The sequence below is a fragment of the Flavilitoribacter nigricans DSM 23189 = NBRC 102662 genome (genome assembly GCF_002646595.1).
Classification (GTDB): Bacteria; Bacteroidota; Bacteroidia; order Chitinophagales; family Saprospiraceae; genus Flavilitoribacter; species Flavilitoribacter nigricans.
The window spans coordinates 296,401-321,009 of record NZ_PDUD01000020.1 but is presented as its reverse complement, the minus strand read 5'-3'; the positions used below and the strand labels follow the sequence as shown (position 1 = coordinate 321,009).

At 51.4% G+C, this 24,609-nt stretch carries 20 protein-coding genes and 1 pseudogene; 17 read left to right on the top strand and 4 right to left on the bottom strand.

Features of this window, described 5'->3' with window-relative positions; all coding sequences use genetic code 11:
* Positions 1-21 precede the first annotated feature (21 nt).
* The 8 genes and pseudogenes from CRP01_RS15320 to CRP01_RS15290 all read left to right on the top strand — a co-directional run bounded on the left by CRP01_RS15320 (position 22) and on the right by CRP01_RS15290 (position 12,803).
* Positions 22-1,176, top strand: a complete 1,155-nt coding sequence (locus CRP01_RS15320) for a 5-(carboxyamino)imidazole ribonucleotide synthase (protein WP_099150932.1) — start codon at positions 22-24, stop codon at positions 1,174-1,176.
* A gap of 38 nt (positions 1,177-1,214) precedes the next feature.
* Entirely contained in the window at positions 1,215-2,222 is a 1,008-nt protein-coding gene (locus CRP01_RS15315; RefSeq protein WP_099150931.1) for an ARPP-1 family domain-containing protein, read from the top strand.
* Positions 2,223-2,237: 15 nt separating this feature from the next.
* Positions 2,238-2,876 carry a WbqC family protein gene (locus tag CRP01_RS15310; protein WP_099150930.1) on the top strand — a complete coding sequence of 213 codons (639 nt, stop codon included), beginning with the start codon at positions 2,238-2,240 and terminating at the stop codon, positions 2,874-2,876.
* Between the two features lie 23 nt (positions 2,877-2,899).
* Positions 2,900-4,633: a dynamin family protein gene (locus CRP01_RS15305; protein ID WP_099150929.1), complete on the top strand. Its 1,734-nt coding sequence runs from the start codon at positions 2,900-2,902 to the stop codon at positions 4,631-4,633.
* A gap of 112 nt (positions 4,634-4,745) precedes the next feature.
* Positions 4,746-4,814: pseudogene (locus CRP01_RS43445) on the top strand (NINE protein); the annotation flags it as partial.
* A 54-nt stretch (positions 4,815-4,868) separates the two neighbouring features.
* The gene (locus CRP01_RS15300; RefSeq protein ID WP_170110387.1) at positions 4,869-5,588 is read left to right on the top strand and encodes a TPR end-of-group domain-containing protein; all 720 of its coding nucleotides are present in this window, start codon (positions 4,869-4,871) and stop codon (positions 5,586-5,588) included.
* Positions 5,589-5,987: 399 nt separating this feature from the next.
* Positions 5,988-7,118, top strand: coding sequence for a PorP/SprF family type IX secretion system membrane protein (locus tag CRP01_RS15295; protein ID WP_170110383.1), 1,131 nt, complete (start codon positions 5,988-5,990; stop codon positions 7,116-7,118).
* 213 nt (positions 7,119-7,331) lie between these two features.
* Positions 7,332-12,803 (top strand): PKD domain-containing protein, encoded by a 5,472-nt coding sequence (locus CRP01_RS15290; protein ID WP_099150927.1) that lies wholly within the window; start codon positions 7,332-7,334, stop codon positions 12,801-12,803.
* Between the two features lie 70 nt (positions 12,804-12,873).
* On the opposite strand, the gene CRP01_RS15285 is transcribed toward CRP01_RS15290, so the two are convergent.
* Positions 12,874-14,067: an outer membrane beta-barrel protein gene (locus CRP01_RS15285; protein ID WP_099150926.1), complete on the bottom strand. Its 1,194-nt coding sequence runs from the start codon at positions 14,065-14,067 to the stop codon at positions 12,874-12,876.
* A gap of 329 nt (positions 14,068-14,396) precedes the next feature.
* On the opposite strand from CRP01_RS15285, the gene CRP01_RS15280 reads away from it, so the two are divergent.
* Entirely contained in the window at positions 14,397-15,155 is a 759-nt protein-coding gene (locus CRP01_RS15280; RefSeq protein WP_099150925.1) for an SDR family NAD(P)-dependent oxidoreductase, read from the top strand.
* On the opposite strand, the gene ctlX is transcribed toward CRP01_RS15280, so the two are convergent.
* Positions 15,140-16,123 carry a citrulline utilization hydrolase CtlX gene (ctlX, locus tag CRP01_RS15275; protein WP_099150924.1) on the bottom strand — a complete coding sequence of 328 codons (984 nt, stop codon included), beginning with the start codon at positions 16,121-16,123 and terminating at the stop codon, positions 15,140-15,142. The genes CRP01_RS15280 and ctlX overlap by 16 nt on opposite strands.
* A gap of 168 nt (positions 16,124-16,291) precedes the next feature.
* On the opposite strand from ctlX, the gene CRP01_RS15270 reads away from it, so the two are divergent.
* On the top strand, positions 16,292-17,176 hold the full coding sequence (locus tag CRP01_RS15270) for a hypothetical protein (protein WP_099150923.1): 885 nt from the start codon (positions 16,292-16,294) through the stop codon (positions 17,174-17,176).
* An 11-nt stretch (positions 17,177-17,187) separates the two neighbouring features.
* On the top strand, positions 17,188-17,535 hold the full coding sequence (locus CRP01_RS15265; RefSeq protein WP_099150922.1) for a translation initiation factor: 348 nt from the start codon (positions 17,188-17,190) through the stop codon (positions 17,533-17,535).
* Between the two features lie 10 nt (positions 17,536-17,545).
* On the opposite strand, the gene CRP01_RS15260 is transcribed toward CRP01_RS15265, so the two are convergent.
* The gene (locus tag CRP01_RS15260) at positions 17,546-18,622 is read right to left on the bottom strand and encodes a DUF3810 family protein (protein ID WP_099150921.1); all 1,077 of its coding nucleotides are present in this window, start codon (positions 18,620-18,622) and stop codon (positions 17,546-17,548) included.
* 205 nt (positions 18,623-18,827) lie between these two features.
* Here CRP01_RS15260 and trxA point away from each other — a divergent pair, with 205 nt between their 5' ends.
* The 6 genes from trxA (at position 18,828) to CRP01_RS15230 (ending at position 23,641) form a co-directional block, all read left to right on the top strand.
* On the top strand, positions 18,828-19,145 hold the full coding sequence (trxA, locus tag CRP01_RS15255; protein WP_099150920.1) for a thioredoxin: 318 nt from the start codon (positions 18,828-18,830) through the stop codon (positions 19,143-19,145).
* A gap of 174 nt (positions 19,146-19,319) precedes the next feature.
* The gene (locus tag CRP01_RS15250) at positions 19,320-20,252 is read left to right on the top strand and encodes a DUF58 domain-containing protein (protein ID WP_099150919.1); all 933 of its coding nucleotides are present in this window, start codon (positions 19,320-19,322) and stop codon (positions 20,250-20,252) included.
* A gap of 64 nt (positions 20,253-20,316) precedes the next feature.
* Positions 20,317-21,060, top strand: coding sequence for a PPK2 family polyphosphate kinase (locus tag CRP01_RS15245; RefSeq protein WP_099150918.1), 744 nt, complete (start codon positions 20,317-20,319; stop codon positions 21,058-21,060).
* A gap of 14 nt (positions 21,061-21,074) precedes the next feature.
* The gene (locus CRP01_RS15240; RefSeq protein ID WP_099150917.1) at positions 21,075-21,461 is read left to right on the top strand and encodes an RNA-binding S4 domain-containing protein; all 387 of its coding nucleotides are present in this window, start codon (positions 21,075-21,077) and stop codon (positions 21,459-21,461) included.
* 273 nt (positions 21,462-21,734) lie between these two features.
* Positions 21,735-23,099 carry a cell envelope integrity protein CreD gene (creD, locus tag CRP01_RS15235; RefSeq protein ID WP_099150916.1) on the top strand — a complete coding sequence of 455 codons (1,365 nt, stop codon included), beginning with the start codon at positions 21,735-21,737 and terminating at the stop codon, positions 23,097-23,099.
* 110 nt (positions 23,100-23,209) lie between these two features.
* Positions 23,210-23,641: a VanZ family protein gene (locus CRP01_RS15230; RefSeq protein ID WP_099150915.1), complete on the top strand. Its 432-nt coding sequence runs from the start codon at positions 23,210-23,212 to the stop codon at positions 23,639-23,641.
* Between the two features lie 7 nt (positions 23,642-23,648).
* Here CRP01_RS15230 and CRP01_RS15225 read toward each other — a convergent pair whose 3' ends face one another.
* On the bottom strand, positions 23,649-24,533 hold the full coding sequence (locus CRP01_RS15225; protein WP_099150914.1) for a 3-hydroxyacyl-CoA dehydrogenase family protein: 885 nt from the start codon (positions 24,531-24,533) through the stop codon (positions 23,649-23,651).
* Positions 24,534-24,609: the final 76 nt, after the last annotated feature.

Sequence of the window (24,609 nt, the reverse complement as noted above, 5' to 3'; positions counted from 1 at the left end):
CCAAATTCAAAATTCCCATTTATGCAATTTCCCAGGATAGGGGTATTAGGCGGTGGCCAGTTGGGTAAGATGCTTGCCCTTGCGGCCGGGCCTGCTCACCTACCGATCGACCTGATGGATGCTTCGGAGGATTTTCCGGCAGCACCCTACGCCCATCGCTTTGTAACCGGTAATTTTAAAGATTACGATGATGTTTATAATTTCGGTAAGACCGTCGATGTACTGACCATCGAGATCGAACACGTCAACACCGAAGCGCTGCACCAGCTCGTAAAGGAAGGCGTGACCGTTCATCCGAGCCCGCGAGCCCTCGATATTATCAAGGATAAAGGCCTGCAGAAGCAGTTCTACGCCGAACACGGCATTCCTTCTTCTGATTTTGTGCTCTATCCCGATGCGGACGCACTGAAAGCAGCCGTTGCTTCCGGTGAACGCTCCCTGCCCTTTGTGCAAAAATCCCGCACTGCCGGATACGACGGCCGGGGAGTCAGCGTGATCAAAACGGCCGAAGACCTGGAAGATAAACTACTGCCGGGCCCCTGCGTAGCGGAAGATCTGGTAGCGATTGATAAGGAACTTGCCGTCATTGCCGCCCGCAATGAAAAGGGAGAAGTTCGCACCTTCCCCGCTGTGGAAATGATCTTCAATCCAGTAGCCAATCTGGTCGAATTCCTGTCGTGCCCGGCCAAGGTCAGTCAGGTCGTGGAAGAACAGGCCGACCAACTGGCGCGCCGGGTGATTGAAGCCTACGACCTCTGTGGCTTGCTGGCCGTCGAGTTGTTCCTGACCAAAACTGGTGAGATATTGGTGAACGAAGTAGCGCCGCGGCCGCACAACAGCGGGCACCACACTATCGAAAGCTGTTATACCTCCCAATACGACCAACACCTGCGTGCCATCCTCAACTGGCCGCTCGGCAGCACCCAGGCGAAAACACCGGCCGTGATGGTCAACCTGCTGGGAGCCGAAGGACATACCGGCCCGGCCTACTACCAGGGACTGGAAGATTGTCTGGCCCTGCCCGGGGTCAATATTCATCTCTACGGCAAGGTCATGACGAAACCCTTTCGGAAAATGGGCCACGTGACCGTCCTCGGAGATAGTGTGGAAGCAGCCATGGCTACCGCTCGCCAAGTGCAGGACAGCATCAGCGTTATTGCTATTGAGGGCAGTTAATGGTATCTTTGGGGGACTGATTACCAAAAATCCTATAGATGAAAAAGTTAAGTACGTTTTTGTTCCTGGTTGCCGCTTTCGTTGCCTGCCGGCAGGAAAGCAATACCGGTGAGCAGGCCCAGTTGGAACAAGCGCCCTCTTTAAGTCTGGTAACGGAAGATCAAGCGGAATGGCAGTTTCAGGACCTGCGCCTCTACCCCATTCTGGCATCCGACACATACCTGTCCGACAACGCCGCCGCCGGTGAGCTGAAAACCCTGGCCGAGGCCATTGAAACTTATGGGTTTCGCATCAGCGAGAAAAAACCTTTCGGCCGGTTTGAAGATTCGGGGGCCGTCAACAACCTGACGGTACAAAATAAAACCGGCGATGCCGTATTCCTGATGAGCGGCGATATCGTTCGCGGAGGTCGCCAGGACCGGGTGGTCGGAGAAGATCAGATCATCGCCGCCCGTTCGCTGAAAGACATTCCGGTCTTCTGTGTAGAACAGGGACGCTGGCAATTTGAGGGAGAAACGGAAAATGAAGAAGATGTGGCCACCCGGCAGGATCAGGTCTTCGCTTTTTCGGGTTATTACCATGTAGCTGCCGGTGATATTCGCAACACCCTGGCTACCAGCAAGAACCAGCAGGAAGTTTGGGATAAGGTCAGCCGGATCACCAGTCACTACGCTATCGACAGCCATACCGGTGCTTACGCATCGCTGGAAAGCTCCGAAGATTTCACCCGGGAGCGGGATGCATACGTCCGCTTTTTCGCCGATAAATTCACGGATATGGAAAACATGGTCGGCATCCTGGCCGTTTCGGGCAAACAGATCATCGCAACGGACATCTTCGGCCATCCGGACCTCCTGCAGCGGCAGTTGCCCTCGCTCCTGCACAGCTACGCAACGGACGCCGTTACCCTTGGTGAAGCGGTAGCCGTAAGCGACCGCCAGCTTCAAAAGCAGATCGATCGTACGAATAAGGCTGTGCAAACAGCTTCACTTACCCGTTATAAAGGAGCCATCACGCACCACTTTGTGAAAGCTCCGGGAGAATAAATACCTGAATAATACTTGAAAAGAAGTGCGCTGATAGAGTTGCATTATCTGCCCTCTATCCAATTTTTCAGCAAGCTGTTGGCCTACCAGCAGATCGTCATTGAGGAACACGAGAATTACCAGAAAGGTAGTTACCGGAATCGATGCCATATCGCCGGGGCCAACGGCTTGCAGATCATGTCCATTCCACTGGAAAAAGGAAAACACCAAAGACTTCCCATCCGGGAAGTACGCATTGCCTACGCCCAACCCTGGCATATCCAGCACTGGCGAAGCATCCGTTCGGCTTACGCCAACGCTCCCTTCTTTCCCTACTACAGCGAACCGATCGAAGCGCTTTTCCAGCAGCGTCCGGAACATTTATTTACGTTCAACCGGCAACTTTTCGAACTGATCTGCAAACAGTTAGGTTTAGGGGAGAAGATCAGTTACAGTAACGGCTACCGATCGGAGACGGATCCGGAAACGGACGATCTTCGGGAACTCGTTTCCCCCAAGGATGAAAATGCCGCCCGCGATCCCCACTTTGCTCCCAGTCGATATCCGCAGGTATTTACCGAAAAGCATGGGTTTTTACCCAATTTAAGTATATTGGACCTGCTGTTCTGCACGGGTCCACAGGCCGTGGAGATCCTGCGAAACAGCCTGCACTGAATGAACAATTTTAAACAGTAATTGTGACCAAAACCTTACTTCATCCCGAATTGCAGCCCCTGCGCGACCAACTGGGGGAAATCGTCAAAGAACTGCACGACCTGGCCATACAGACCGGCAATAACGACCTGGGCAATACCGTCAGCGATCTGCGGATCCGTCTCAACGAGCCCTTCATGTTTGTGATCGTCGGCGAAGTAAAGGCCGGAAAAAGTAGTTTCGTCAATGCGCTGCTGGCTACCGGTCGGGAAATTGCCAAGGTCGCGCCCCAGCCGATGACGGATACCATCCAACAAATATTATACGGTGAGGAGGAAGTGATCACGGAGATCAATCCGCACCTGAAAAAGATCTACCTGCCGGTAGAGATACTGCGGGAAATTGCCATTGTAGACACCCCGGGCACCAATACCATCATTGAACACCACCAGGAGATCACGGAAAAGTTCATTCCCTATTCCGATCTGATCGTATTCGTATTCGAGGCCAAAAACCCCTACCGACAGTCTTCCTGGGAATTCTTTGACTACGTTAATGCCGAATGGCGGCGCAAGGTCATCTTCGTGTTGCAGCAAAAAGACCTGCTGGACGAAAAAGACCTGGAGATCAACCTTCAGGGTGTCCGGGAGCAGGCGGTCAAAAAAGGCATGGAAGCCCCGAAAGTCTTTGCGGTTTCCGCCAAGCAGGAACAGGAAGGCCTGACCGAACAAAGTGGCTTCGGCCCGCTCCGCGATTACATTCGCGAGAATATTACCGGCGGCCAGGCCCCGTTGCTGAAGATGATCAACAATGTCGATACGGCCGTCAATATCAGCGAACGCATCGGGGAAGGTATCCACCTGCGCCGCGCTCAGTGGGAAGCGGATATCGCCTTCCGGGAGGACATCCGGGAAACACTGGATGCCCAGGAAGCCAAATCGCACAAGCAGGTCGATATTTTGGTGGAAAACCTCCTGGCGGGTTACGACCGGATCACCCTGAAGAAAGAGCAGGAACTGCGATCCGGCCTGTCGTTCTTTTCGCTGCTGAAGCGCTCTATTTCCGGTGTATTCAGCAAAAAGCAATCGGCTAAGGAATGGCTGGAAGGCCTTTCGGGAGAACTGGAGAACGACCTCAACGCCGAGCTGAGTAAAAAGCTAAATGAAGGCGTTGTGGATCTGGCGGACAGTATCCAGCAAATGGCCAAAATGATCGACCTGAAGATCCGCAACAGCGAGACCATCCTCAAAAACGACCACGAACTGTTCAGCGAGATCGCCGAAAGACGGGAAAACATCCTGCGCGAACTGCAGGATGCCTTCACCAATTTTGTACAGAATACAGAAAACTTCCGCGACGCCAGTTTGTTCCCAGATAAGCAGGCGCTCACGCCCAATCTGGCTGCCGGCGGCGGCATTGCGGCAATCGGGGTCATTCTGATGGCCGTGACCAATGGCATGGTTTTCGACATCACCGGCGGGCTGCTGACGGGGGTCGGACTGATCTTCGCCGGAGTGACCACCAGCCTGAAACGCCGGAAGATCATGGCCGGCTACGAGGAGGAAGTCAACAACAGTCGTTTAAAGATCGAAGAGGAAGTCAGTGAGAAATTAAAATTGTATATTAGTAATCTAAAAAAACGGATCGATCACAATTTTAGACGATTTGATCAGTTGTTGGAACAGGAGTCCAAAAACCTCCAGCAGATCGAAGACACACACCAGAAAGTCCGAAACGATCTGGACCAGATCAATTCGCGGCTGGACGAACAGCGATAATCAGCTACCATTGGTCTATGATTTGCTCACATTAGGATAAAGTACGCAGGCATTAAACGGTGCTTATTGTAATTTACCTTTTTGTAATTATATCTGATAATGAGCTAATACTATGAAGTCGAAGCAGGTTGCGGGTGTTTTAGCCCTATTATTTGGCATTTTCGGAGTTCACCGGTTTTATCTAGGAAAGCGTTTCTGGGGCATTCTTCATTTGATCCTATTCTTTTTCTGTTTTATGATCACCGTGGAAGAAGGAGCGCCGCTGATCATCGCTCCGGCACTGCTCGGGTTTATCGATGCCGTGTTGCTTTTCGTAATGCCGAAAGAAGAGTTTGACGAGCGCTATAACTTCAAATACCTGAACCGGGAGTACGGCGAGGATTACAGCCGCCCGGCCCGCCGACCCGCACCCCGTTCCAAACCCAAAGCACTACCCGCCGCCCCGGCTCACCCCGAACGTTTTTTCAAAAAGAGAGGGGTTGAACACTTCCGCCGCTACAATTACGAAGCCGCTATTGATGACTTTCTGGAAGCGCTCGATCACTACTACGAAGATCCGATCACGCATTTCAACCTGGCCTGCTGCTATTCCCGCCTCGAAGACGAAGAAGAGGCGCTGCACCACCTCAGTGAAGCCGTTGCCTTCGGCTTTAAGGATATCAAAAAGATCCACACCCACGCATCACTGGCTTTTTTACGGGCGACGCCTGGTTTTGAGGACTTCGTGAGCAACGGCTATCAGAAACTATCCGAAAAGAAAGCCGCTCCGGCCCCACCCCAGCCGGTAAAAGCCGAAAGTCCGGAACCCGAAGAGGAAGAACCTGCCTCCGGCCTGGAACTCAACCTCAGTGACGATCTGCTGGATCAGATCGTAAAACTGGGCGAGTTGCGTGATAAAGGTATTCTCACCGAAGAAGAATTTTCCGCACAAAAACAAAAGATGCTGAACGGCTGATCCGCCCGCAGCGCCCCGTATCCGGGCCCTGACGGTAAAAGGCCATTTTTTTACCTCCGACGGAGCGTCCAATTTTAACACTTAAAAGCTCCGGATGCGATAATTTTTGAATATATTTCACGTTTGTAAGACAAAATGATTCCCCATTAGGCCAGATGATGGCAAATCACGCTTTTATACCCCTCCTATCACAAGGATAAATAAGGCTGAACACGCAATTTTAAATAGTTGACTTTTTCGGGTTTAATTGACCGGAATTGTCCTAATGTTGGATAGGTATCCATAAGTTATTTTTATATTTACTACGCTGTGAAAAATTAATCCCATTGGACATATTGGTTTAAATTCGAACATTGGTCATCCCTAAAAAAAAACAATATGTCTCTCCAATTGCGTACCATGAGGTATTTCTCATGGATATTATTGGTATTTGGAACTAGTTGGTTTACTGAATTACAAGCTCAGGACCCTTCGTTTTCGCAATTCTACGCCAACCGGGTTTACCTGAATCCGGCCTTTGTCGGCCTGGAGAGTGGTATTACCCTGAGTGCGACTTCCCGAATGCAATGGGTGCCAACAGATCGTGGTTTCCGCACGTCTAATTTCACCGTGGAAACCCAACTCCCGGTTGCCCGTCTGGGTCTGGGACTTCACCTGTTGAGCGACACCGAAGGGATCGCCAAACTACGCACCCGTATGGCCGGGGCCGTTATGTCCTACACCATCCCCGGAAAAAATAGTAATTTACATTTTGGTTTTGAAGCCCGCATGGTCCAGAAGGATATCGACTGGGATAAGCTCATATTTTCGGATCAATTAGATCCGATGAGCGGTGTGGTCAGCGAAAGTAGCGTGGTGCCGGCCGTTGAGAAGGTCACCTACGGCGACGTGGATTTCGGGGTCGTCTGGCGCCGGGTTGGCGACTGGCGGATGGGCAAAAGAAGATGGCGGGATGTACGCAGCCAGTTTGGTATCAGCATCCACCACCTGCCGCACCTGGTCAACAAGAACGCCCAGGGCAATGACTCTTTCCTCAATCGCGAAAACCGCATCGCCCCCCGGGTAACGTTTCACGGCGGACTGATCATCCCCGTTCGTTCCTTTAGTGGCTCTTCCCTGGATGTTGCGATCTCTCCGAATTTCAAACTCGATATGCAGGGCTATAAATTCCTGAATTCCAAAGAAAATATTACCGTTGGCACCTTTGGTATGTATACTTTGATCAACAGCTATTATCTCGGACTTCTGTACCAGAACCGCCAATTCGCACCTAATACCTTACACACGGACGCATTCATCATTACCTTGGGCGGATACACCGCCACTACCCGGGGAAGCAGTGGAGACGATCCCCGCCTGTTCTTCGGCGTCAGTGTAGACGTAAATTCAACGGGTGTCGGCCCAATGGCCGGCAGTGTTTTTGAAGCAACTATCCGCTACCGGATCGCGCCCGAGGGCCTTTGGGGAGCTAATCGCCAGCGCTCCGGACGTAATTCCAAAAGAATTTTAGATTGTAAAAGCTTTTTCTGATAGCTGTAGAAAATTAGAAAACTACCCTTAACGTTTTTCTAACCCGAATAATAACAACTGAGACTGCATCATTGAAAAGCAACCACACGCAAGGAATCGGGCATGGTGAATTTCCCCCTATACCGTGCCCCCTTGCTTTGACCGCTTTTGGTGCAAAACAGACACAAGACTATTTAATATAGTCATTCCTTAACACGGTAACTTGTACGAAGCATGAACTGGAGGCTACACTTCCTCGTACTATCGATGATTTTTTTTAGTGCGACTTTAACTGATCTACATGGGCAATGTGAAATCACCATCTCCGATGACAATCCCTGTTCGGGATCGGAAGTTTCCATCGGTGTGGGTGATCCCGAAAACAACGCCGATTACAGCTGGGACCTCGACAACGACGGCCAGGTGGATCTGCGGGGTTCCGTATTTTTCGATTATTCTTTTCCGGAAACTTTTACTGATCGCACTTATACCATTACCCTGTTTAAGGATGGTAGCGCCTGTAATTCGCTCAGCGTACCCGTAAAGGCAGCGCCCGATCCCACGATCGGAGTGCCCAACGGCCCGGTCACCCTGGAAGGCAACGAACTGAAAGCCTGCGGAGCCATGGGTACCATCGTCCTCGAACTGTACAATGCCTCCACCACCATCAGCGACAATGTTTCCTACCGGATCTCCTGGGGTGACGGCTCGCCTCCCGAAACTTTTGACAACAGTACCTTCACCGCTTCCAGTACCATATCGCACACCTACACCAGTTTTGGTTATTTCCCCATCTTCGTTAGCGTGGAACACACCAACGGTTGCGTTTACAGTCGAAACTACGTCCTGTATAACGGGGGTAACCCCTCGGTCGGTCTGGCAAACCCGGGAAACACGGTAGGCCTCTGTGCACCGGCTACCCTGACCTTCCCGATCACCAATACCTCCGGCAACCCGCCGGGAACCGAATATTTCATTTACGTGAACGGCCAGGAAGTAGCCAGTTACGACCAGGAAGATCTGCCGCCGTCCTTTACCTATACTTTTGACATTCCTTCCTGCGGCATCAATACAAGTACCGGTAATTACGAAAATGCCTTCGACCTGAAGATCGTGGCCTCCAACCCGTGTAATTCTTCGGCAGCCACCATTGAACCCATTGAGGTCAGTACACCGCCCGAACCACAGTTTGAGATCACGCCTCCGGCCTACAGTTGTACGGGGGCGGTCTACGGTTTTAAAAATACCTCGGCCAACGTCAACGAGGTGCGAAGCGGCAGCCCCTCGGAATGTCTGCAGATCCTGAGCCCGAACTGGACCATATCCGGTGCTTCCGGGGACGATTGGGAGATCGTAAGCGGCAACCTGTTCAATGCCAACAATGTCGACATCCGCTTCCTCAATCCGGGGACCTATACGATTGAAATGACCATTGTGAGTTTCGCCTGCGGGGAATACAAATTCTCCCAGGATATCACCATATCCGAACAGCCCGACCTCGACGGGGATTCGAAACTGATAGAAGTCGGTGCCGGTCCCAACGGGGAACAGTGCTCGCCCTACAAATTCGAATTTAACTCAACGGCTACCGGGCAGATCCTCAGCTATTCGTGGCAGGTAGAATCCGATCAGGACTGGGACTTTATCGACGGTAGTACGTCCGATTCTCCAAATGCCAATTTCATTTTCTACGGCGGGGGCGATTATCACGTCAAGCTCTCCGCCGCAAACGCCTGTAACACCGTGGAATGGGACACCATGATCACCCTGCAGGGACGGCCGACCGCCGTGCTGGATATTCCCAATTTCTGTGATCAGGCCACGATTGATTTCAATAATTCCATCGTCACTTACGGGGACAACGGCTATAATATAGACTCCTACGACTGGACCTTCGAAGGGGCCGCAACGACCTCTTCGAATGAGGCCAATCCAAGCAATATTCAGTATAACCAACCCGGAGAATACGTCGTGCGCCTGCGGACGTCCAATACCTGTGGTTCGGTCACGGTACGGGATACTTTCTCCATCCAGGCGAAAGACGATCTGATGCTGCCCCCGGACCGGGAAGTCTGCAAATCCGATGAGCCCTTTACGCTCGATGCGGGGCTTTCGGGCGGTACGTGGTCGGGGCCCGGAGTAAACTCAAATGGAAAATTCGATCCTAAATTTGCCCAGAACGGCGTCAATATGCTCACCTATACCTTTGGTTCGGGCGTCTGTACGCTGGAAGAGCAGATGGAGGTCACCGTCAACCCCTTGCCTAGTGTGGATCTGGGAGATGATCTGAGCCTGTGTACCTCCAATAATAATATTACCCTGACGGCCAGCCCGGAAGGCGGTACCTGGACGAGTATGGACGGAGCCGTTCTGGACGGCAACAAACTACTCGTAAAACAAACGCCCGCCGGCAGCTACGGCCTGAGGTACGAATACGAAGATGCCAACGGCTGTAAAGCCAGCGACGAGATCTCGGTGGACCTCATGGACGGTCCGGCCGTTACCTCCTCCGATACTTCCTATTGTAACTCCGCCAAAGATCAGGAACTTCCGGCGGTATCCATTTCGGGAGGTACCTGGACTGGGACCGGTATCAAGGAAAATGAATTTTTCAGTCCGTTTGCCGCCGGAGGTGCCGGTACTTATACTTTGACCTACTACTATACAGCTCCCAGTGGTTGTACCTCACAGGTGCCGATCCAGGTGAGCGTTGTCGATCCCGTGAAAGTAGATGCCGGAGAAGATCTGGCCATTTGTGAATCTTCCGATGTTCTGCTGCTCGATTCAATTGCCACGCCCCCCGGCGGTTTGTGGTTCTTCGAGGGTAATGAGATGGACGATGCCGTATTTGATCCCAATCAGGCTTCCAACGGTACCTACAAATTCGCCTACCAGGTCGGTAATGGCGTGTGTGTGGTAACGGATACCCTGGAAGTCAGTATTGCCGATCCGGAAAACTTTGAGTTGGGCCCCGATGAGGCCGTATGTGAAAACGGCGATCAGATCCAACTCAGCGGCACCGGAGGACTGGACGGTATCTGGAGCGGAGTAGGTATCGTGGATAGCCTGAACGGCTTTTTTGACCCTACTGACCTGGAACCCGGTGATTATGAAGTCACTTTCTCCCGGCAGGATGATAATCTGGCCTGTCCCGGAGTGGACAGCAAAATCGTCAAGGTTAATCCCCAGCCCATTCCGGCTTTTGAAATTCCCGGTGCAGTTTGTATCGATACGGAATTCAGTCCGGTAAACGAATCGACGGGTGCCACCAAGTATATCTGGGAGTTTGGCGACGGCTCGGGTAGCTCCAATACGAACGTTACCCACAGTTACGCCAATTACGGCAGTTATCCCGTCAGCCTGGAAGCGGAAAACAGTCTGGGTTGTAAAGCCATCTTTATTGACACGATTGAAGTGGCGCCACCACCGGACGCTTCCTTTATGATCCCGGAGGACGAAGGCTGCGGTCCTCTGACCATTGAATTCGAGAATACGAGCCAGGGTGCCGACATCAGTTACGAATGGGATTTCGGCAACGGACAAACCTCCACCCGGGAAGTGCCGCTCGACCCCGTTATCTACCAGACCAACCGGCGTGATACGTCTTTTATTATAAGCCTTCGAACCTTCAACGGCTGTGGCTCGGATATATTCCGGGATACGATCTTGGTATACCCTTTCCCCCTCGCCAATTTCGGATTTAGCGTTGATACCGGCTGCGCACCGGTAAACGTTGCCTTCGCCAATATTTCGCAAGGTAGTCCGGATTCCTATTTCTGGGATTTCGGGAATGGTTTTACTTCCACGGATCAAACGCCTGCATCTCAAGTATTTACGGCCGGTAGTACTCCCCTTACATATGACATTACCCTGGTAGCATCTAATGCCTGTGGGGCCGATACCCTCAGTAAACCATTGGTTGTCTACCCTGACGAGGTGCAGGCTTTTTTGAACCTGGATAACGAGCAGGGCTGTGCGCCCTATACGCTCGAACTGGAAAGTTTTTCCACTCCGGCCCCCTACGTGAGTTGGGATTTCGGGGATGGACAGTCCGCCGGTGGTGAACAGATCAGTCATACCTACCAGGAAGCCGGTACGTATACGGTCAAGCTCAATGTTGGCAACGGTTGCCGGGAGGATAGTACCAGCGCAACGATCACCGTTTTACCCAGCCCGGATATCGACTTTGCGCACTCCCCTAATCTGTGTACCGAGCAGGAGATCTTTTTCAGCAACAATTCCGGTACGCTGGCCAACCTCAAATGGGATTTCGGCACCGGTGTGACCAGTACGCAGGGCAATCCTACCTACACTTTCCCCAGCACCGGCACCTATACCGTCAGCCTTAGCGGCAGTGTGACCGGTAGCGGCTGTGCCGATACGCTGAGCAAGGAGATCATCATCGTGGAAGCGCCAAGTGCGGATATTCAGGGTGTCGATCTGGAAGGTTGTGCACCTTATCCCGCCCGGTTCAGCTCCCAGGGAAGTGTCGGCGACTTTTACAAGTGGGATTTCGGAGACGGAAACACTTCAGCCGATGCTGAGCCGCTGCACGAATACGTTGAAGCCGGGAATTACACGGTGCAACTGACGGTATCCAATATGCAGGGATGCGAAGCGGATACCATTATCTCGGGCATTACGGTTTTCCCTTCTCCCAAGGCCGACTTTACGGTGCCGGATCAGATCTGCGGACTACCGGCCAGCCTTAATCTGGCCAACCTCTCAACCGGCGCGGACGATTATCAATGGGACCTAAGTAACGGCATGAGTTCCGAGCTGAGATCCCCTACCCTTACCATTACGGACGGGGTGGATCTGACGATCAACCTCATCAGCGCCAATCAGTTCGGTTGTGCGGATACGATCCAGAAAGCGGCCCAGATCCGCGATCAGGGACTGGCAGATTTCATTCTCGATCCCGGCGAGGGTTGCGATCCGCTGCCGGTGATCTTCACCAATTACTCCCAGGGCAATCTGTTTATGTGGGATTTTGGGGACGGTACCACCTCTACGGAACGCCAGCCAACCCACATTTACGAAAATCCGGGGACCTTCAACGTGCGGCTGGTCGCATCCTTTGACGGCGTTTGTGCGGATACCCTTAGTATGGGCGGACAGGTCAATGTGCTTGCCAGTCCGTTCGCCGATTTCGACTGGGTCCCCGTTATGGAGAACGGGCAAACCACCCGGACGATCAATTTCGTCAACCAATCCAAAAACGAGGTCTCTTACTTCTGGGATTTCGGGGACGGTACCACCTCCACCGAGGAACATCCGACCCATTCCTACGAGCTCACGCAGGCCTGGCAGGTATTGCTCGAAGTGACCAACAGTCTCGGCTGTAAGGATGATACCCTGCTGACGGTTGAACCCTCCTTCATCGGTCGACTGTTTGTACCCAATGCTTTTGCTCCGCAACAGGGCATTGGCGACGCAACCATATTCCTGCCTAAAGGTGTGGGACTGAAAGAATACCAACTGCAGATCTTCTCTCCTTACGGTGAAATGCTGTGGCAGAGTACCCTGCTCGATAACGGACAACCGGCCGAAGGCTGGGACGGCACCCACAACGGCAATCCCCTGCCCCAGGATGTGTATGTCTGGAAGATCACGGCCATTTTCGAGGACGGGACCTTCTGGATGGGTACACCCACCGAAGCGGGAGGTTACAAACGATTGGGTTCGGTGACCCTAATCCGGTGACGGAGTAATTGGTATAATCGCAAAAACAAAGCGCGCAGCGGGTCATCCGCTGCGCGCTTTATTTTTGCCTCTACCGTTTGAGCAGGATCAGATAAAGCCCCAGTTGCCGACTGTTGTGAACGATCCCGGTCACCTGATTGGGCGTGGTGAGCTGTGCGTAACGCACCACCAGCGATCCGCTAAAACTTTTAAAGGGTTTCGTTATACCCAGTCCGGCCGTGACCCCAACCTGGTTCTTTCGGATCGGAAAACTCGATTCCCGGCTACTCACCACCTCTGCGCCGACGTAACGCTCTAACAGCACTTGGCTCTCTGCCCGCAACTGATATTCTAAAATGGCCCCGACCTGAGCGAAACCGGAAATTTTTCGCTCCGGCAAATTGTACCGGATCGAAAGTGGAATGGAAAGCGTATTTAACTGTATATGAGTGGTATAGCGGTTTTCCGTATCTACGCCCTGCCTGCTGATCTCCGACAGGTACTCCGATCGGGTAAAATGGACTTCCGGCTGAAAGGCAAAATTTTCGGACAGTCGCGGAGAGGATATAGCAAGAACAATACCCACGCCGGGATCAACCGAATTAAAAGCATCGTCGAAATAGGGATAATCTGCCGTATTCAGTACCAATGGGTTGAAGGTATAGCTGGAGTTTTTGGCGCCCAGTGCGACTCCCCATTCGAGACGGGTCCAGGGTTTTCCGGACTTGTACACCGTGTAATCGGCATTCCGGCATTGGTGGTACTGAACGGTCAGCCGGGTGATCACCTGTTCGTTGAGCCGGAGTTTTTCCCGTTCCTTGATCAGGTTGTCTGCGCAGTCCTGCAACAGCACATTAAACACTCCGATCCAACGGTTATTTACGGAGCTGCTGCCGTCTTCCTTCAGTGCTTCCTGGCGAAAACGGAACATTTCTCCGTCGGGCCGCTGCAACAGGTAATGATCCGCCGACTTATACAAGCTGAGCGCACCGTCTACGAGTACTTCCACAAAGGCATCTTCGGCAACGGAGGAGCGAAAGACCTTATCGTTCTCGTATCCGAAGCCGGACAACTGATCCGGGGTATATTCGGTAATATCGCCTCCCAGTTTAAAACGGCAGGCCTTGTAATTCTGGGCATTGGAACGGTAATCGACCCATCCACGCACTGTATCCTGTAAAAGATTGATGATGAAACCTTCCCGAAAATCGCTTTGGGCAGCGACGGTAGCGGGAGATGCCCCCAGCAGTAGCGAGAGGACTAGAAAGAGAAGCGTTTTTTTCATACTGGTATTGAGATTTAGACTTCAAAACTACGCTAATCCCCAGATTAGTGATCGTTTTTTTTCGTGGTCAGGGCCTAAACCAGGAGAAAAATTATTGCAGAATTTTTGGCCACGGGCGGACCGCTATTTCCACCGCTTCCCCTGGCATTAATTGCTGATGATCCAGCAGAATTATGGCTAAATATCCGGCTAGGCGTTAAGCCCTTCGGCTGCTTAAAACTCTTATCATTCATTCTGTTTCCACCTGCTTTTTCCGGCTGCCGTAAAGCCTGCTAATAAAATACGGTGCCGGATACACCAGAATCGACCGGCACTACTTATATTCGGGCATGGATTTTACAGAGAAAACGGTTTTAATAACCGGCGGCTCCCGTGGGATCGGCCGGGCTACCGCCAGGGCTTTCGCCGAAAAAGGCGCACGGGTAGCTATCAATTTCCATTCGGATAACGAAGCGGCTAAAGCAACGATTGAATCCCTTCCCGGAGAAGGACATTTTGCGATCCGGGCCGATCTGGGAAGTTCCGGCGCAGTGGAGCAGATGATCAATGCCGTAGTCCGCGAATTCGGCCGTCTCGACATCCTGGTGAATAATGCGGGAATTTTCAAACTGCATCCGATCACCGAAGTCTCCTACGACCAATGGCAACAAGTCTGGAAAGATACGCTGGCAATTAACCTCACCGGTGCAGCTAATGCGACCTACTGTGCAGCCCGCCATATGATCGAAGCCGGGGGCGGCCGCATCATCAACGTCTCCTCCCGGGGTGCCTTTCGCGGAGAACCGGACCAGCCGGCCTACGGTGCCAGCAAGGCAGCCATGAACGCCATGGGACAGTCCCTGGCCCAGGCGCTGGCCCCCTATAATATCTTTATCGGAACGGTTGCTCCGGGATTTGTGGAAACCGACATGGCCAAGGCCTGGCTGGAGGGTGAAGAAGGGGATAGTATCCGACGGCAAAGTCCCCTTCAGAGGGTAGCCCAGCCGGAGGAAGTTGCCCTGGGGATCCTCTTTCTGGCTTCCGAAGGTAGCGAGTTCATGACGGGAGCTATCCTGGATATTAACGGTGCCTCTTACCTGCGGTCCTGAGTCCCCTGCATTTGAGAATTGGATTCTTCCGTTTCTTCCACGGGCTTCGGCTGCAGAAATACTTCGGCCATCATGCAACGGGCACTGCCCCCACCGAAGGTCTCGATCGTGTCCAGCGGACTGGAAAGGATCTCACTGTGCCGGCTGATGCGGTCGATCTGTTCCGGCAGGAGCGAAAGGTAAGCCTGCTGGGACATCACCAGATAGGATCGGGTCCAGTCCGTATTGCTTACCTGCAACATATTGCCCGCGAATGAATTCATCTGTTCCAGACTGATGGCGATCACTTCTTTACCGGTCCGTTCAAAGCATTCGTTGAGGATGAGCCGTTGTTCTTCGTTGCGGATGGCATCCATGCAGATCACCACGTAGGTCGTGCCCAGGGCCATCATGACGTTGGTATGGTAAATGGGAATACCTTCCCGGTCGTAGGCGTCAAAAATGACGGCTTCGTACCCCATCCAGCGGCAAAATTCGTCCAGTAATCCTTCATCGGTCCGGATGCTCCGGCAGGCGTAAACGATCCGGTTCATCCGATCCAGGATCATGCTGCCGGTGCCTTCCAAAAAACGGCCCTCAAGTTCCTTATCTTCCAGATGCACCCATTTGTTGATCTCAAAACCGGATTCGAGGGTAGCGACGGCGTAGGCCTGTCTTTCCGTTCTTCGGATGGGTGAGAACATGGGATAGGTCACCAGTTCGCCCTGCTCGTGGGTAGTGAACCAGTTATTGGGGAAGACGGCATCCGTTTTCACCGGCTGTTCGCTGTCCTGCACCACGACAATACGTATGCCGGCCGACCGGAGTTTCGCAACAAAATTATCGAACTCCCCAAGCGCCTTTTTGCTGATCTCAGCGGTAGAAAGCGTGGTATCGTTACTCTGGAAGCTATTGTTATTGGCCGTCTCCGGGTTATATCCGAAATGACGGGGACGGACCATCAGGATGGTATCGGTAATCTGGTTCATGATGAATTGGTTAAAGCTCGGTCAAAAATCCTTATTAGGGGCGAATTACTCTATTTTTCCGGAATTAAAAAAGCCCTGGCCGGTTCCGAAACCCAACTAATTTTCGGTATTGCCTGTCTTTTGAAGTAAATGTTATTTATTTCTACCGTTTATCACAAAACTCCTAGTATGAAATGGAAACTGTCGTTGCTCCTCATCTTTTTTCTCACCTCTTCAACGGTATTCGGACAGGATACTGATCTGCCGGCAGATACGCTGATTACCGAAGACCTGCAGGTACTGCAAACGCTCCGCGGTGATGTGTTTTTCGGGCGTATACTTTCCGAAGCAGAAGACAGTGTCCTTTTTGAAGTTCGGGATCTCGGTCCGCTGCGCTTCGGCCGGAGTGAGATCCAATGGCTGGGCCCGGTAAAAAATGCGGGCTGGCTGCAGGATCAGATCCGCAACTCCCCCCGGTACAGAGCCTTGTACGATCTAAGCGATTATTACTGGCAGGAAAACCTGAGCTATTCCATGACGGCTTTTCCCTACCCGCGGGGTGGCGGAGAATACCGCAATATCAGCATTCTGTACAATATCGTGGATGCGGGACTTTCGGACCATTTGTCGATCGGGGGCGGCATCGTGATCCCTTTTCTGTTTATCGTCCGGTCCAAACTCTCCTACCAGTTAAGTGAAAAGTTCTACATGGGAGTGGGCCTGAATAACCTGATCGGATTCACTCATGAAACGGATTCCTTCATTTCCCATTTATTCGGGATACTGACGTTTGGTAGTACGCAACAATATATTAATATTACGGCGGGCACCGCCCGCGACTGGGCTTTCCCGGAGGATTCTCCGTTTATCGTGACTATTGGAGGCAGTACTGCTTTCGCGAAAAACTGGAAGATCTACGCCGATGTGGGGGTATCGCCGGGAAATGAGGGGATAATCCCCAATTTCATGCTAAGTTGGTTCAAAAATAAGAACCGATTGGAAATTGGTGTGTTAGGAGTAGCAGACGGTTTTTTCAGCGCCATCCCCATGATCGGTTACGCCCGTCGGTTTTAAAACTAAGGAATATGTCTAAGAAAAAGAACAAGAGAATCGGTACCGTATATTCTACGAATCCCGATTTTGATTACCAATACGAATCCGAACCGGAAGCGGAACTCCTGCCGCCCCAACAGCAAAAACTGCGGGTCAGCATCGATCGCAAGCAGCGCAAAGGCAAGGAAGTCACGCTGATCACCGGCTTTGTCGGTCCGGAAGACGACCTCAAAGACCTCGGCAAACTGCTCAAAACGAAGTGCGGCGTCGGCGGTTCGGCCAAAGACGGAGAGATCATCGTGCAGGGAAATCAGCGGGATAAAGTGGTTGATCTCCTTAAGAACGAAGGATACAGCCAAACCAAAGCCAGCGGCGGATAAGCAGCGGCCGCTATCCTCTTTCCAGCTTTTTCCAGGCTTTCACCAGCATGATCACCCGGCTGTAATTCTGCATTCCTTCCGGTATGCCCTGGGCTTTCAGATAGGTATCGTATGCCGCGTAACGCAGGCGAGGCAAAATATCCGGGTACTCCTGCAGATTTTGATTGATCGCGTTGAGGTCGGATTGCACGCCGATGGGCAGCTTTGCCCGGAACTCCTGGTATTTTTCCGGTTCAAAACGCAGATAATTGGTGGCTACCGTCCGGTAAAACGCCAGATGGGCAGCGTAAGCAACCAGCGGATCTTCCGAACGGATACCGGCCAGATAAGCCAGAAAATTACAACTTCCTTCGTCGCCAAAACCGTAGGCATGGGACATCTCGTGCATCATCACGTACGGCCACTGCAACGGATGCAGGCCGGCATCCACCTGACCTTCTCCGGTATACGGGAAATATAGACCCGAAGAACTGAAACGCATAAAGATCCCTTTGGGGTAGATCCGCTTCACCCGCGCCCGACCAACGGTGGGAAAGCCGTGCCCGGCCAGCCAGCCTTCCAGATCTTCCCGCAAATTGCGTTCGAGCCGGTCCGGCAGATTTTCGTAGGTGATTGCGGAATCGGTGATACCGGGGATCTCGGTACGCAGGGCAGTCAACATTTCCGCCTCATCGATCATCAGATCCCGCAGCTCTTCCATAGATACCGGACTCAACTCCAGTTTCAATTGATCCTCTACGGGTAACCGGCCGTAGTTGAATCCCCACAGGAAGAGAAAGAAGAACAATAGGCCGCTCAGGAATGCGAGCACACGCACCGTTCCGCCGATCAGCCAGTTTTTCCAGGTCCAGGATTTAAAAGATGTTTTTTTCCACTTCCAATACCCCCAGAAAAGCAGCCCGATGATGAACAGATAGATCATACAGAAGGGGATCCAGCTCGCCAACAGATAGTCGATCGACCAGCGAATACCCAGAAAAAGACCGCGACTGTACCACTGTTCGATAAAATGAGCACTTGAAAACCAACGAATTATTAAGGCCAGCAAGCCGAGAGCGATCCAGACCAGGTGTTTTCTCTTTATCATGTCCACGCAGCTATAATGTTACTATTATCCACAAAGTACGTCTAAAATAGGCAAAGGAAATACAATCCCTAAAATTGTTTTTAGTGTGGTCATATTGTCCTATCCCAGACAGTAGAATCGGGCATTATAACTATATTTGCAACTTATTCAGTTCATATACTGTTCTAGAAAAGGTTATTATTATTAAACTCTAAATTTGCAAGAAATGGCATTCGAATTCACTGATAACAACTTCAAAACAACTGCTTTAAATACTGAAGGAGTAGCCGTAGTGGATTTCTGGGCCGAATGGTGCGGTCCATGCCGCATGATCAGCCCAATTATTGAGGAATTGTCGACTGAATATGATGGCAAGGCGCTGATCGGAAAAGTTAACGTTGACGATAATCCGGAAATCTCCATGAAGTACGGCATTCGTAGCATCCCCACTATCTTGATCCTGAAAAACGGTGAAGTGATCGATAAGCAGGTGGGTACCACCAGCAAACAGGCTTTGGCGGATAAAATCGAAGCTGCACTTTGATCAAATAAGAAATTTTTAATACTTTGAGCCTCTGTTTCCTCTGAAACAGAGGCTTATTTTTTTGTCAAAGGCCGAAGCGTCGTAAATCACGGGTTTTGCACCTTGTCTTACCTGTATCTGCGCGATCAGCCCGAATGACCCAACTGCCCCGGGCAGTAATCACACATCCCATATATGAACTTATTAGACAATATTGAGATCAGAGACATCGGCAACCTGGAATTACTCGCCCGGCAGGTTGTAGAAGGATTTATCATCGGATTGCACAAGAGCCCGTTTCACGGCTTCTCGGTAGAATTTGCCGAACACCGACTGTATAACCAGGGCGAGCCTACCCGGAACATAGACTGGAAAGTTTTTGCCCGCTCGGATAAATTGTTCGTCAAACGATTCGAGGAAGAGACCAACCTCCGGTGCCAGATCGTGATCGACGCGTCTTCTTCGATGTATTTCCCGGAACAGACCGGTAAGGAAAAGCACGCTTACATGAATAAGCTGCGATTTTCCTCCCTCGCTTCGGCGGCCCTGATGAACCTGCTGATGAAACAGCGGGATGCTTTCGGGCTTAGCATTTTTGACGAAGTAGTGCAAAATCATACCCGCTGTAAAAGTAGTACTTCTCACTACCGGCTGCTGCTGACCTATCTCCAGCACCTGATCGACCATCCCGAAAGGAACAAAACGACCTCGGCGGCCAAAGCGCTGCACCAGATCGCGGACAGCATCCACAAACGGTCCATGGTGGTTATTTTTAGCGATATGTTCGAACACGCCGAAGACGTCGAACCTTTGTTCTCGGCCCTGCAGCACCTCAAACACAACAAACACGAGGTCATTCTCTTCCACGTCGTGGATAAATCCAAAGAGATCGATTTCGATTTTGATAATCGCCCCTACGTATTCATCGATATGGAATCCGGCGAAAGGGTCAAACTGCAGCCCAAGGAGGTGAAAGAACACTACGTGGAGCAAATGGCCAACTTCATTCAGGAGTTGCAGATCAAATGCCTGCAGTATAAGATCGATTTCGTCGAAGCGGACATCAATCAGGGCGTGCGTCCCATTCTCCAGTCCTTCCTGGTGAAAAGAAGTAAAATGAAAGTGTAAGAGGCGTTGCTTACCCGGCTTAGTGAACCAGGTAACAGATGACCGTCATTGAAAAATACCATACATGATCAAACTCTCCGAAATTTCAACCCTTCCTCCCGAAAGCATTACCCGCAAGGAACTCGAAAAGGAAACGGACCGGCTGGTGGAACGTTTGGGAGAATTGCAGGAACTGCTTTACGCCGAACAGAAACACGCCGTACTCGTGATCTTCCAGGGCATGGATGCCAGTGGGAAAGACGGCGCGGTACGCAACGTTTTCAAGGATTGCAGTTTTAACGGCATCAATGTCTACTCTTTCAAAAAACCGACCGAAGAGGAATTTGCCCACGATTTTCTCTGGCGGGTCCACAAAAGAGCTCCCGCCAAGGGCATGATCCAGATCTTCAACCGCTCGCATTATGAAGATGTGCTCATCCAGCGGGTGCACAACTGGATCACGGAAGAACGGGTGGATAAAAGGATCGCCGCGATCAATGCGTTCGAAGATCTCCTGGAATTTGACAACAATACCCACATTTTCAAATTCTATCTCCACCTCAGCTACGACCAGCAGAAGATTGAACTTCAGGAACGGATCGACGAGCGGGAGAAAAACTGGAAACACAACGCCAATGACTGGAAAGAACGGGAACATTGGGACGAATATATGCGTTGTTATGAAGACGTGATCAATCGTTGTGATGTAGTTCCCTGGACGATCGTACCGGTAGATAAACGCTGGTACCGGAACTATATCGTCACGAAAACCATTGTAGAGAAACTGGAATCTCTGAATATGGAGTTCCCTAAACTAGAAGAAGAATAGTCGGAGGATTATTTATGCTGAAGAAAGTAAGGATCGATAAATGGCTCTGGAGCGTACGCATTTTTAAATCCCGTACCCTGGCAACCGATGCCTGCAAAAGCGGTAAGGTAAAGATCGATGAGGTATCGGTCAAACCGTCCTATATGCTGCAACGGGACGAGATTGTACATGTACAAAAAAACGGCTTTCGCCTACAGTTCAAAGTACTTGACCTGATCCAGAAGCGGGTTTCCGCGCCCCTGGCCCAGGTCTGCTACGAGGACCTGACCCCGGAAGAGGAACTAAACAAGTACAACGACTGGTACATCGGTAAAGGCGGCGCCGAGAAAAGAGAAAAGGGCGCCGGCCGACCCACCAAAAAAGAACGGAGGGTTATCGACCGGTTTAAAGACGAGTACTAACGGTTCAGGTCTTTCAGAAGTACTTTTGTAAACAGCGGACCGGCTTTTGGTCCGCACAGCGGTTCCGGATAATTCGACCAGTTATCCGGAACCGTTTTTTTATACCCACTCCCCTATTTTCCCAGCACCCTTATTTTTTGTGGCCAGGGCACTTGCTTTATTTTGATAAATTCTTTTACTTTGTATTTCAAAGTACTTTATGATAGCCGCAGATCATTGCGGTTCTTTTTTAACCATCCACTTTGAAATTCAAAGTGCTGTAACCGCTCCATTATGAATACGGAAAATTCGCCTATCAGCCTTTTGAACAACTGGATCAAGAGTTCGGTGACCCTAAAGATGGTGATCATCACCATTATCAGTCTTGTGTTATTGATCCCAAGTACCATGATCTACAACATCATTCAGGAACGAGAATCGCTGAACCGGGAGGCGGTCTACGAGGTCAGCGCCAAGTGGGCGGGCCGGCAGCAGTTAACGGGGCCGGTGCTCACCATTCCCGCTACCTATCAGAGTACCGAGAACGGAGAAACGAAGTTCTATACCCGCTATCTGAATATTTTACCGGAAGAACTCCACGCGGAGGGCAGTATCCAGCCGGAAAAACTGCGTCGGGGCATTTACGAAGTGGTGGTATACAAATCGAAACTCGCCTTTAGCGGGAATTTTCTCATCCGGCCCAAGATCGACCAAAACTATCTCCACCAGATACGATACGATGAGGCTTTCCTCACTTTTGGGATCTCCGATCTGAGAGGGATCGAAGAGCAGATCGGTTTCAATTGGGGCGGAGGCACTCTGGAGGTGGAACCCGGCGCCAAAGCGGGCAGTCTCTTCCAATCCGGCATTACGATGGCCGTACCCGGGCTGGAAGCGGCACTGGAAGGCAGCATTCCCTTTAGTTTCGATCTGAGTCTGCAGGGGAGTCAGAACATCAGTTTTGTGCCGCTGGGCAGTATCACTACGGTAGATATCCGGTCGGACTGGACTTCCCCCAGCTTCAATGGCAGCTTTCTGCCCGATCAGCGGGAGATCAGCGATGCGGGTTTTCAGGCCCACTGGAAAGTGCTGCAACTGAACCGAAATTTCCCACAATCCTGGATGGATAACGGTCCCGCCGAAGCGGTAAACAATGCCGCTTTCGGAGTAGACCTCTTATTACCACTGGACGATTACCAAAAATCCATGCGATCGGTCAAGTACGGGATCATGACCATTGCCCTGACCTTCCTGACTTTTTTCCTAATCGAGATCCTAAATAAAAAGAAGATCCATCCCTTCCAGTATATTCTGGTTGGACTGGCGTTGTGCCTGTTCTATATACTGCTGGTGTCTATTTCCGAACATACGAATTTCAATGCGGCCTTCATGGTTTCGGCTTCGGCGGTGGTGAGTATGATCACGCTTTATTCGGCCACCATTTTTAAAAGGAAAAAGCTGACGGTGCTGCTGTTGGTGGTATTATCCGGCGTGTACGGATTTCTATTTGTCACCCTCCAGATGGCGGATTATGCACTGCTGCTGGGCAGCCTGGGGCTCACCCTTATTCTGGCGACCACGATGTATTTTACGCGCAACATCAACTGGTACAATGTGAATTCCGATCCGGAGACAGACAAATCTCCTGCCCAAAAATAATGCAAAGTCCAGGCTGCAGGGATGAGGTGGGCACGATCATCCGGGCCGAACGCCATCCCTGCATTTTCACACAGATCTTATTCTATTCTGATATCGCTTAAACACGTCCTATGTATTCAAAAAGTTTGCGCTCTCTAACCGGTCAGAACCTGCGATCAGTCCTCGCGATCGGTTTTTTCCTGTTCATCTGCTGGATCATTTTTACGGCAGATACCGGTCAGGTACCTCCTCAACTGCAACAAATAAGAAAACTACCCTACGGTGATAAAGTAGGTCATTTCACCCTTTACGGCATGCTGGCTTTTCTGGTGAACCTGGCCCTGAATCACAAACGGGTAAGGATTTTCTCCTTACCCGTTCTGTCCGGCGCACTGCTGGTAGGTATTTTCGCGATTGTTGAGGAATTTACCCAGATCGCATTTGCGACGCGGAATTTTGAGTTGATGGACATGCTGTGCGATTTGCTCGGCATTACCGTCTTCTCCTATCTGTCCTTGCAGCTTGCTGCCTGGTTGCAGGGCCTGCGGTCGAAAGTAAACTGATCGCCCCTTAGCGCTGGTAGGCTACCTTCAGGTCCTTACTGCCCGGTGTATAGGCGTAGAAACCTTCACCGGTTTTTGCCCCCAGTTTTCCGGCGGTCACCATATTGACGAGCAGCGGGCAGGGTGCGTATTTAGGATTACCGAATCCGTCTTGCAGTACCTTCAGGATGGCCATGCAAACATCCAGTCCGATGAAGTCGGCCAGTTGCAGGGGACCCATCGGATGAGCCATCCCCAGCTTCATGACGGTATCGATCTCTTCCACGCCGGCAACACCCTCATAGAGGGAGTAGATCGCCTCGTTGATCATCGGCATCAGGATGCGGTTGGCCACAAAGCCCGGATAGTCGTTCACTTCCACCGGGGTTTTCCCCAGGTCTCGGGACAGCTCCATGATCTGATCCGTCACTTCATCGGAGGTACTGTAGCCCCGGATCACCTCGACCAGTTTCATAATGGGCACGGGGTTCATGAAGTGCATGCCGATCACCCGTTCGGGTCGTTGGGTCACCGCTGCGATCCGGGTAATGGAAATCGAGGAAGTATTGGAAGCCAGGATGATCCCCTCGGGAGCCGCTTTATCCAGTTCCCGGAAAATATCCAGTTTCAGATCTACCCGTTCGGTAGCGGCCTCTACCACCAGTTCCGCTTTTTCCACCGCGGCCGGCAGGCTCGTAAAGGTAGAGATGCGGTCCAGTGTAGCCTGTTTATCCTGTTCGGTCAGGATCTCCTTCCGCACCATGCGGTCCAGGTTCTTGTCAATGGTTTTCAGGCCTCTGGCCAGGGCATCTTCCGAGATATCCAGCAGAGATACCGCGTAGCCTTTCATGGCGAATAAATGAGCGATGCCGTTACCCATGGTACCGGCACCGATTACAGTAATATTTTTCATGTGATCTTTTTGGTTCAATGATGTTGAAATACGGCGATACTCCAATGGCCTCTACTACGGTATCACGATAATCGCA

Bases quoted from the DNA above. Each gene is read 5' to 3' on its own strand.
- CRP01_RS15320 (WP_099150932.1), top strand. From the start codon at position 22: ATGCAATTTCCCAGGATAGGGGTATTAGGCGGTGGCCAGTTGGGTAAG.
- CRP01_RS15315 (WP_099150931.1), top strand. From the start codon at position 1,215: ATGAAAAAGTTAAGTACGTTTTTGTTCCTGGTTGCCGCTTTCGTTGCC.
- CRP01_RS15300 (WP_170110387.1), top strand. From the start codon at position 4,869: ATGATCACCGTGGAAGAAGGAGCGCCGCTGATCATCGCTCCGGCACTG.
- CRP01_RS15295 (WP_170110383.1), top strand. From the start codon at position 5,988: ATGAGGTATTTCTCATGGATATTATTGGTATTTGGAACTAGTTGGTTT.
- CRP01_RS15290 (WP_099150927.1), top strand. From the start codon at position 7,332: ATGAACTGGAGGCTACACTTCCTCGTACTATCGATGATTTTTTTTAGT.
- CRP01_RS15285 (WP_099150926.1), bottom strand. From the start codon at position 14,067: ATGAAAAAAACGCTTCTCTTTCTAGTCCTCTCGCTACTGCTGGGGGCA.
- CRP01_RS15280 (WP_099150925.1), top strand. From the start codon at position 14,397: ATGGATTTTACAGAGAAAACGGTTTTAATAACCGGCGGCTCCCGTGGG.
- ctlX (WP_099150924.1), bottom strand. From the start codon at position 16,123: ATGAACCAGATTACCGATACCATCCTGATGGTCCGTCCCCGTCATTTC.
- CRP01_RS15270 (WP_099150923.1), top strand. From the start codon at position 16,292: ATGAAATGGAAACTGTCGTTGCTCCTCATCTTTTTTCTCACCTCTTCA.
- CRP01_RS15265 (WP_099150922.1), top strand. From the start codon at position 17,188: ATGTCTAAGAAAAAGAACAAGAGAATCGGTACCGTATATTCTACGAAT.
- CRP01_RS15260 (WP_099150921.1), bottom strand. From the start codon at position 18,622: ATGATAAAGAGAAAACACCTGGTCTGGATCGCTCTCGGCTTGCTGGCC.
- trxA (WP_099150920.1), top strand. From the start codon at position 18,828: ATGGCATTCGAATTCACTGATAACAACTTCAAAACAACTGCTTTAAAT.
- CRP01_RS15250 (WP_099150919.1), top strand. From the start codon at position 19,320: ATGAACTTATTAGACAATATTGAGATCAGAGACATCGGCAACCTGGAA.
- CRP01_RS15245 (WP_099150918.1), top strand. From the start codon at position 20,317: ATGATCAAACTCTCCGAAATTTCAACCCTTCCTCCCGAAAGCATTACC.
- CRP01_RS15240 (WP_099150917.1), top strand. From the start codon at position 21,075: ATGCTGAAGAAAGTAAGGATCGATAAATGGCTCTGGAGCGTACGCATT.
- creD (WP_099150916.1), top strand. From the start codon at position 21,735: ATGAATACGGAAAATTCGCCTATCAGCCTTTTGAACAACTGGATCAAG.
- CRP01_RS15230 (WP_099150915.1), top strand. From the start codon at position 23,210: ATGTATTCAAAAAGTTTGCGCTCTCTAACCGGTCAGAACCTGCGATCA.
- CRP01_RS15225 (WP_099150914.1), bottom strand. From the start codon at position 24,533: ATGAAAAATATTACTGTAATCGGTGCCGGTACCATGGGTAACGGCATC.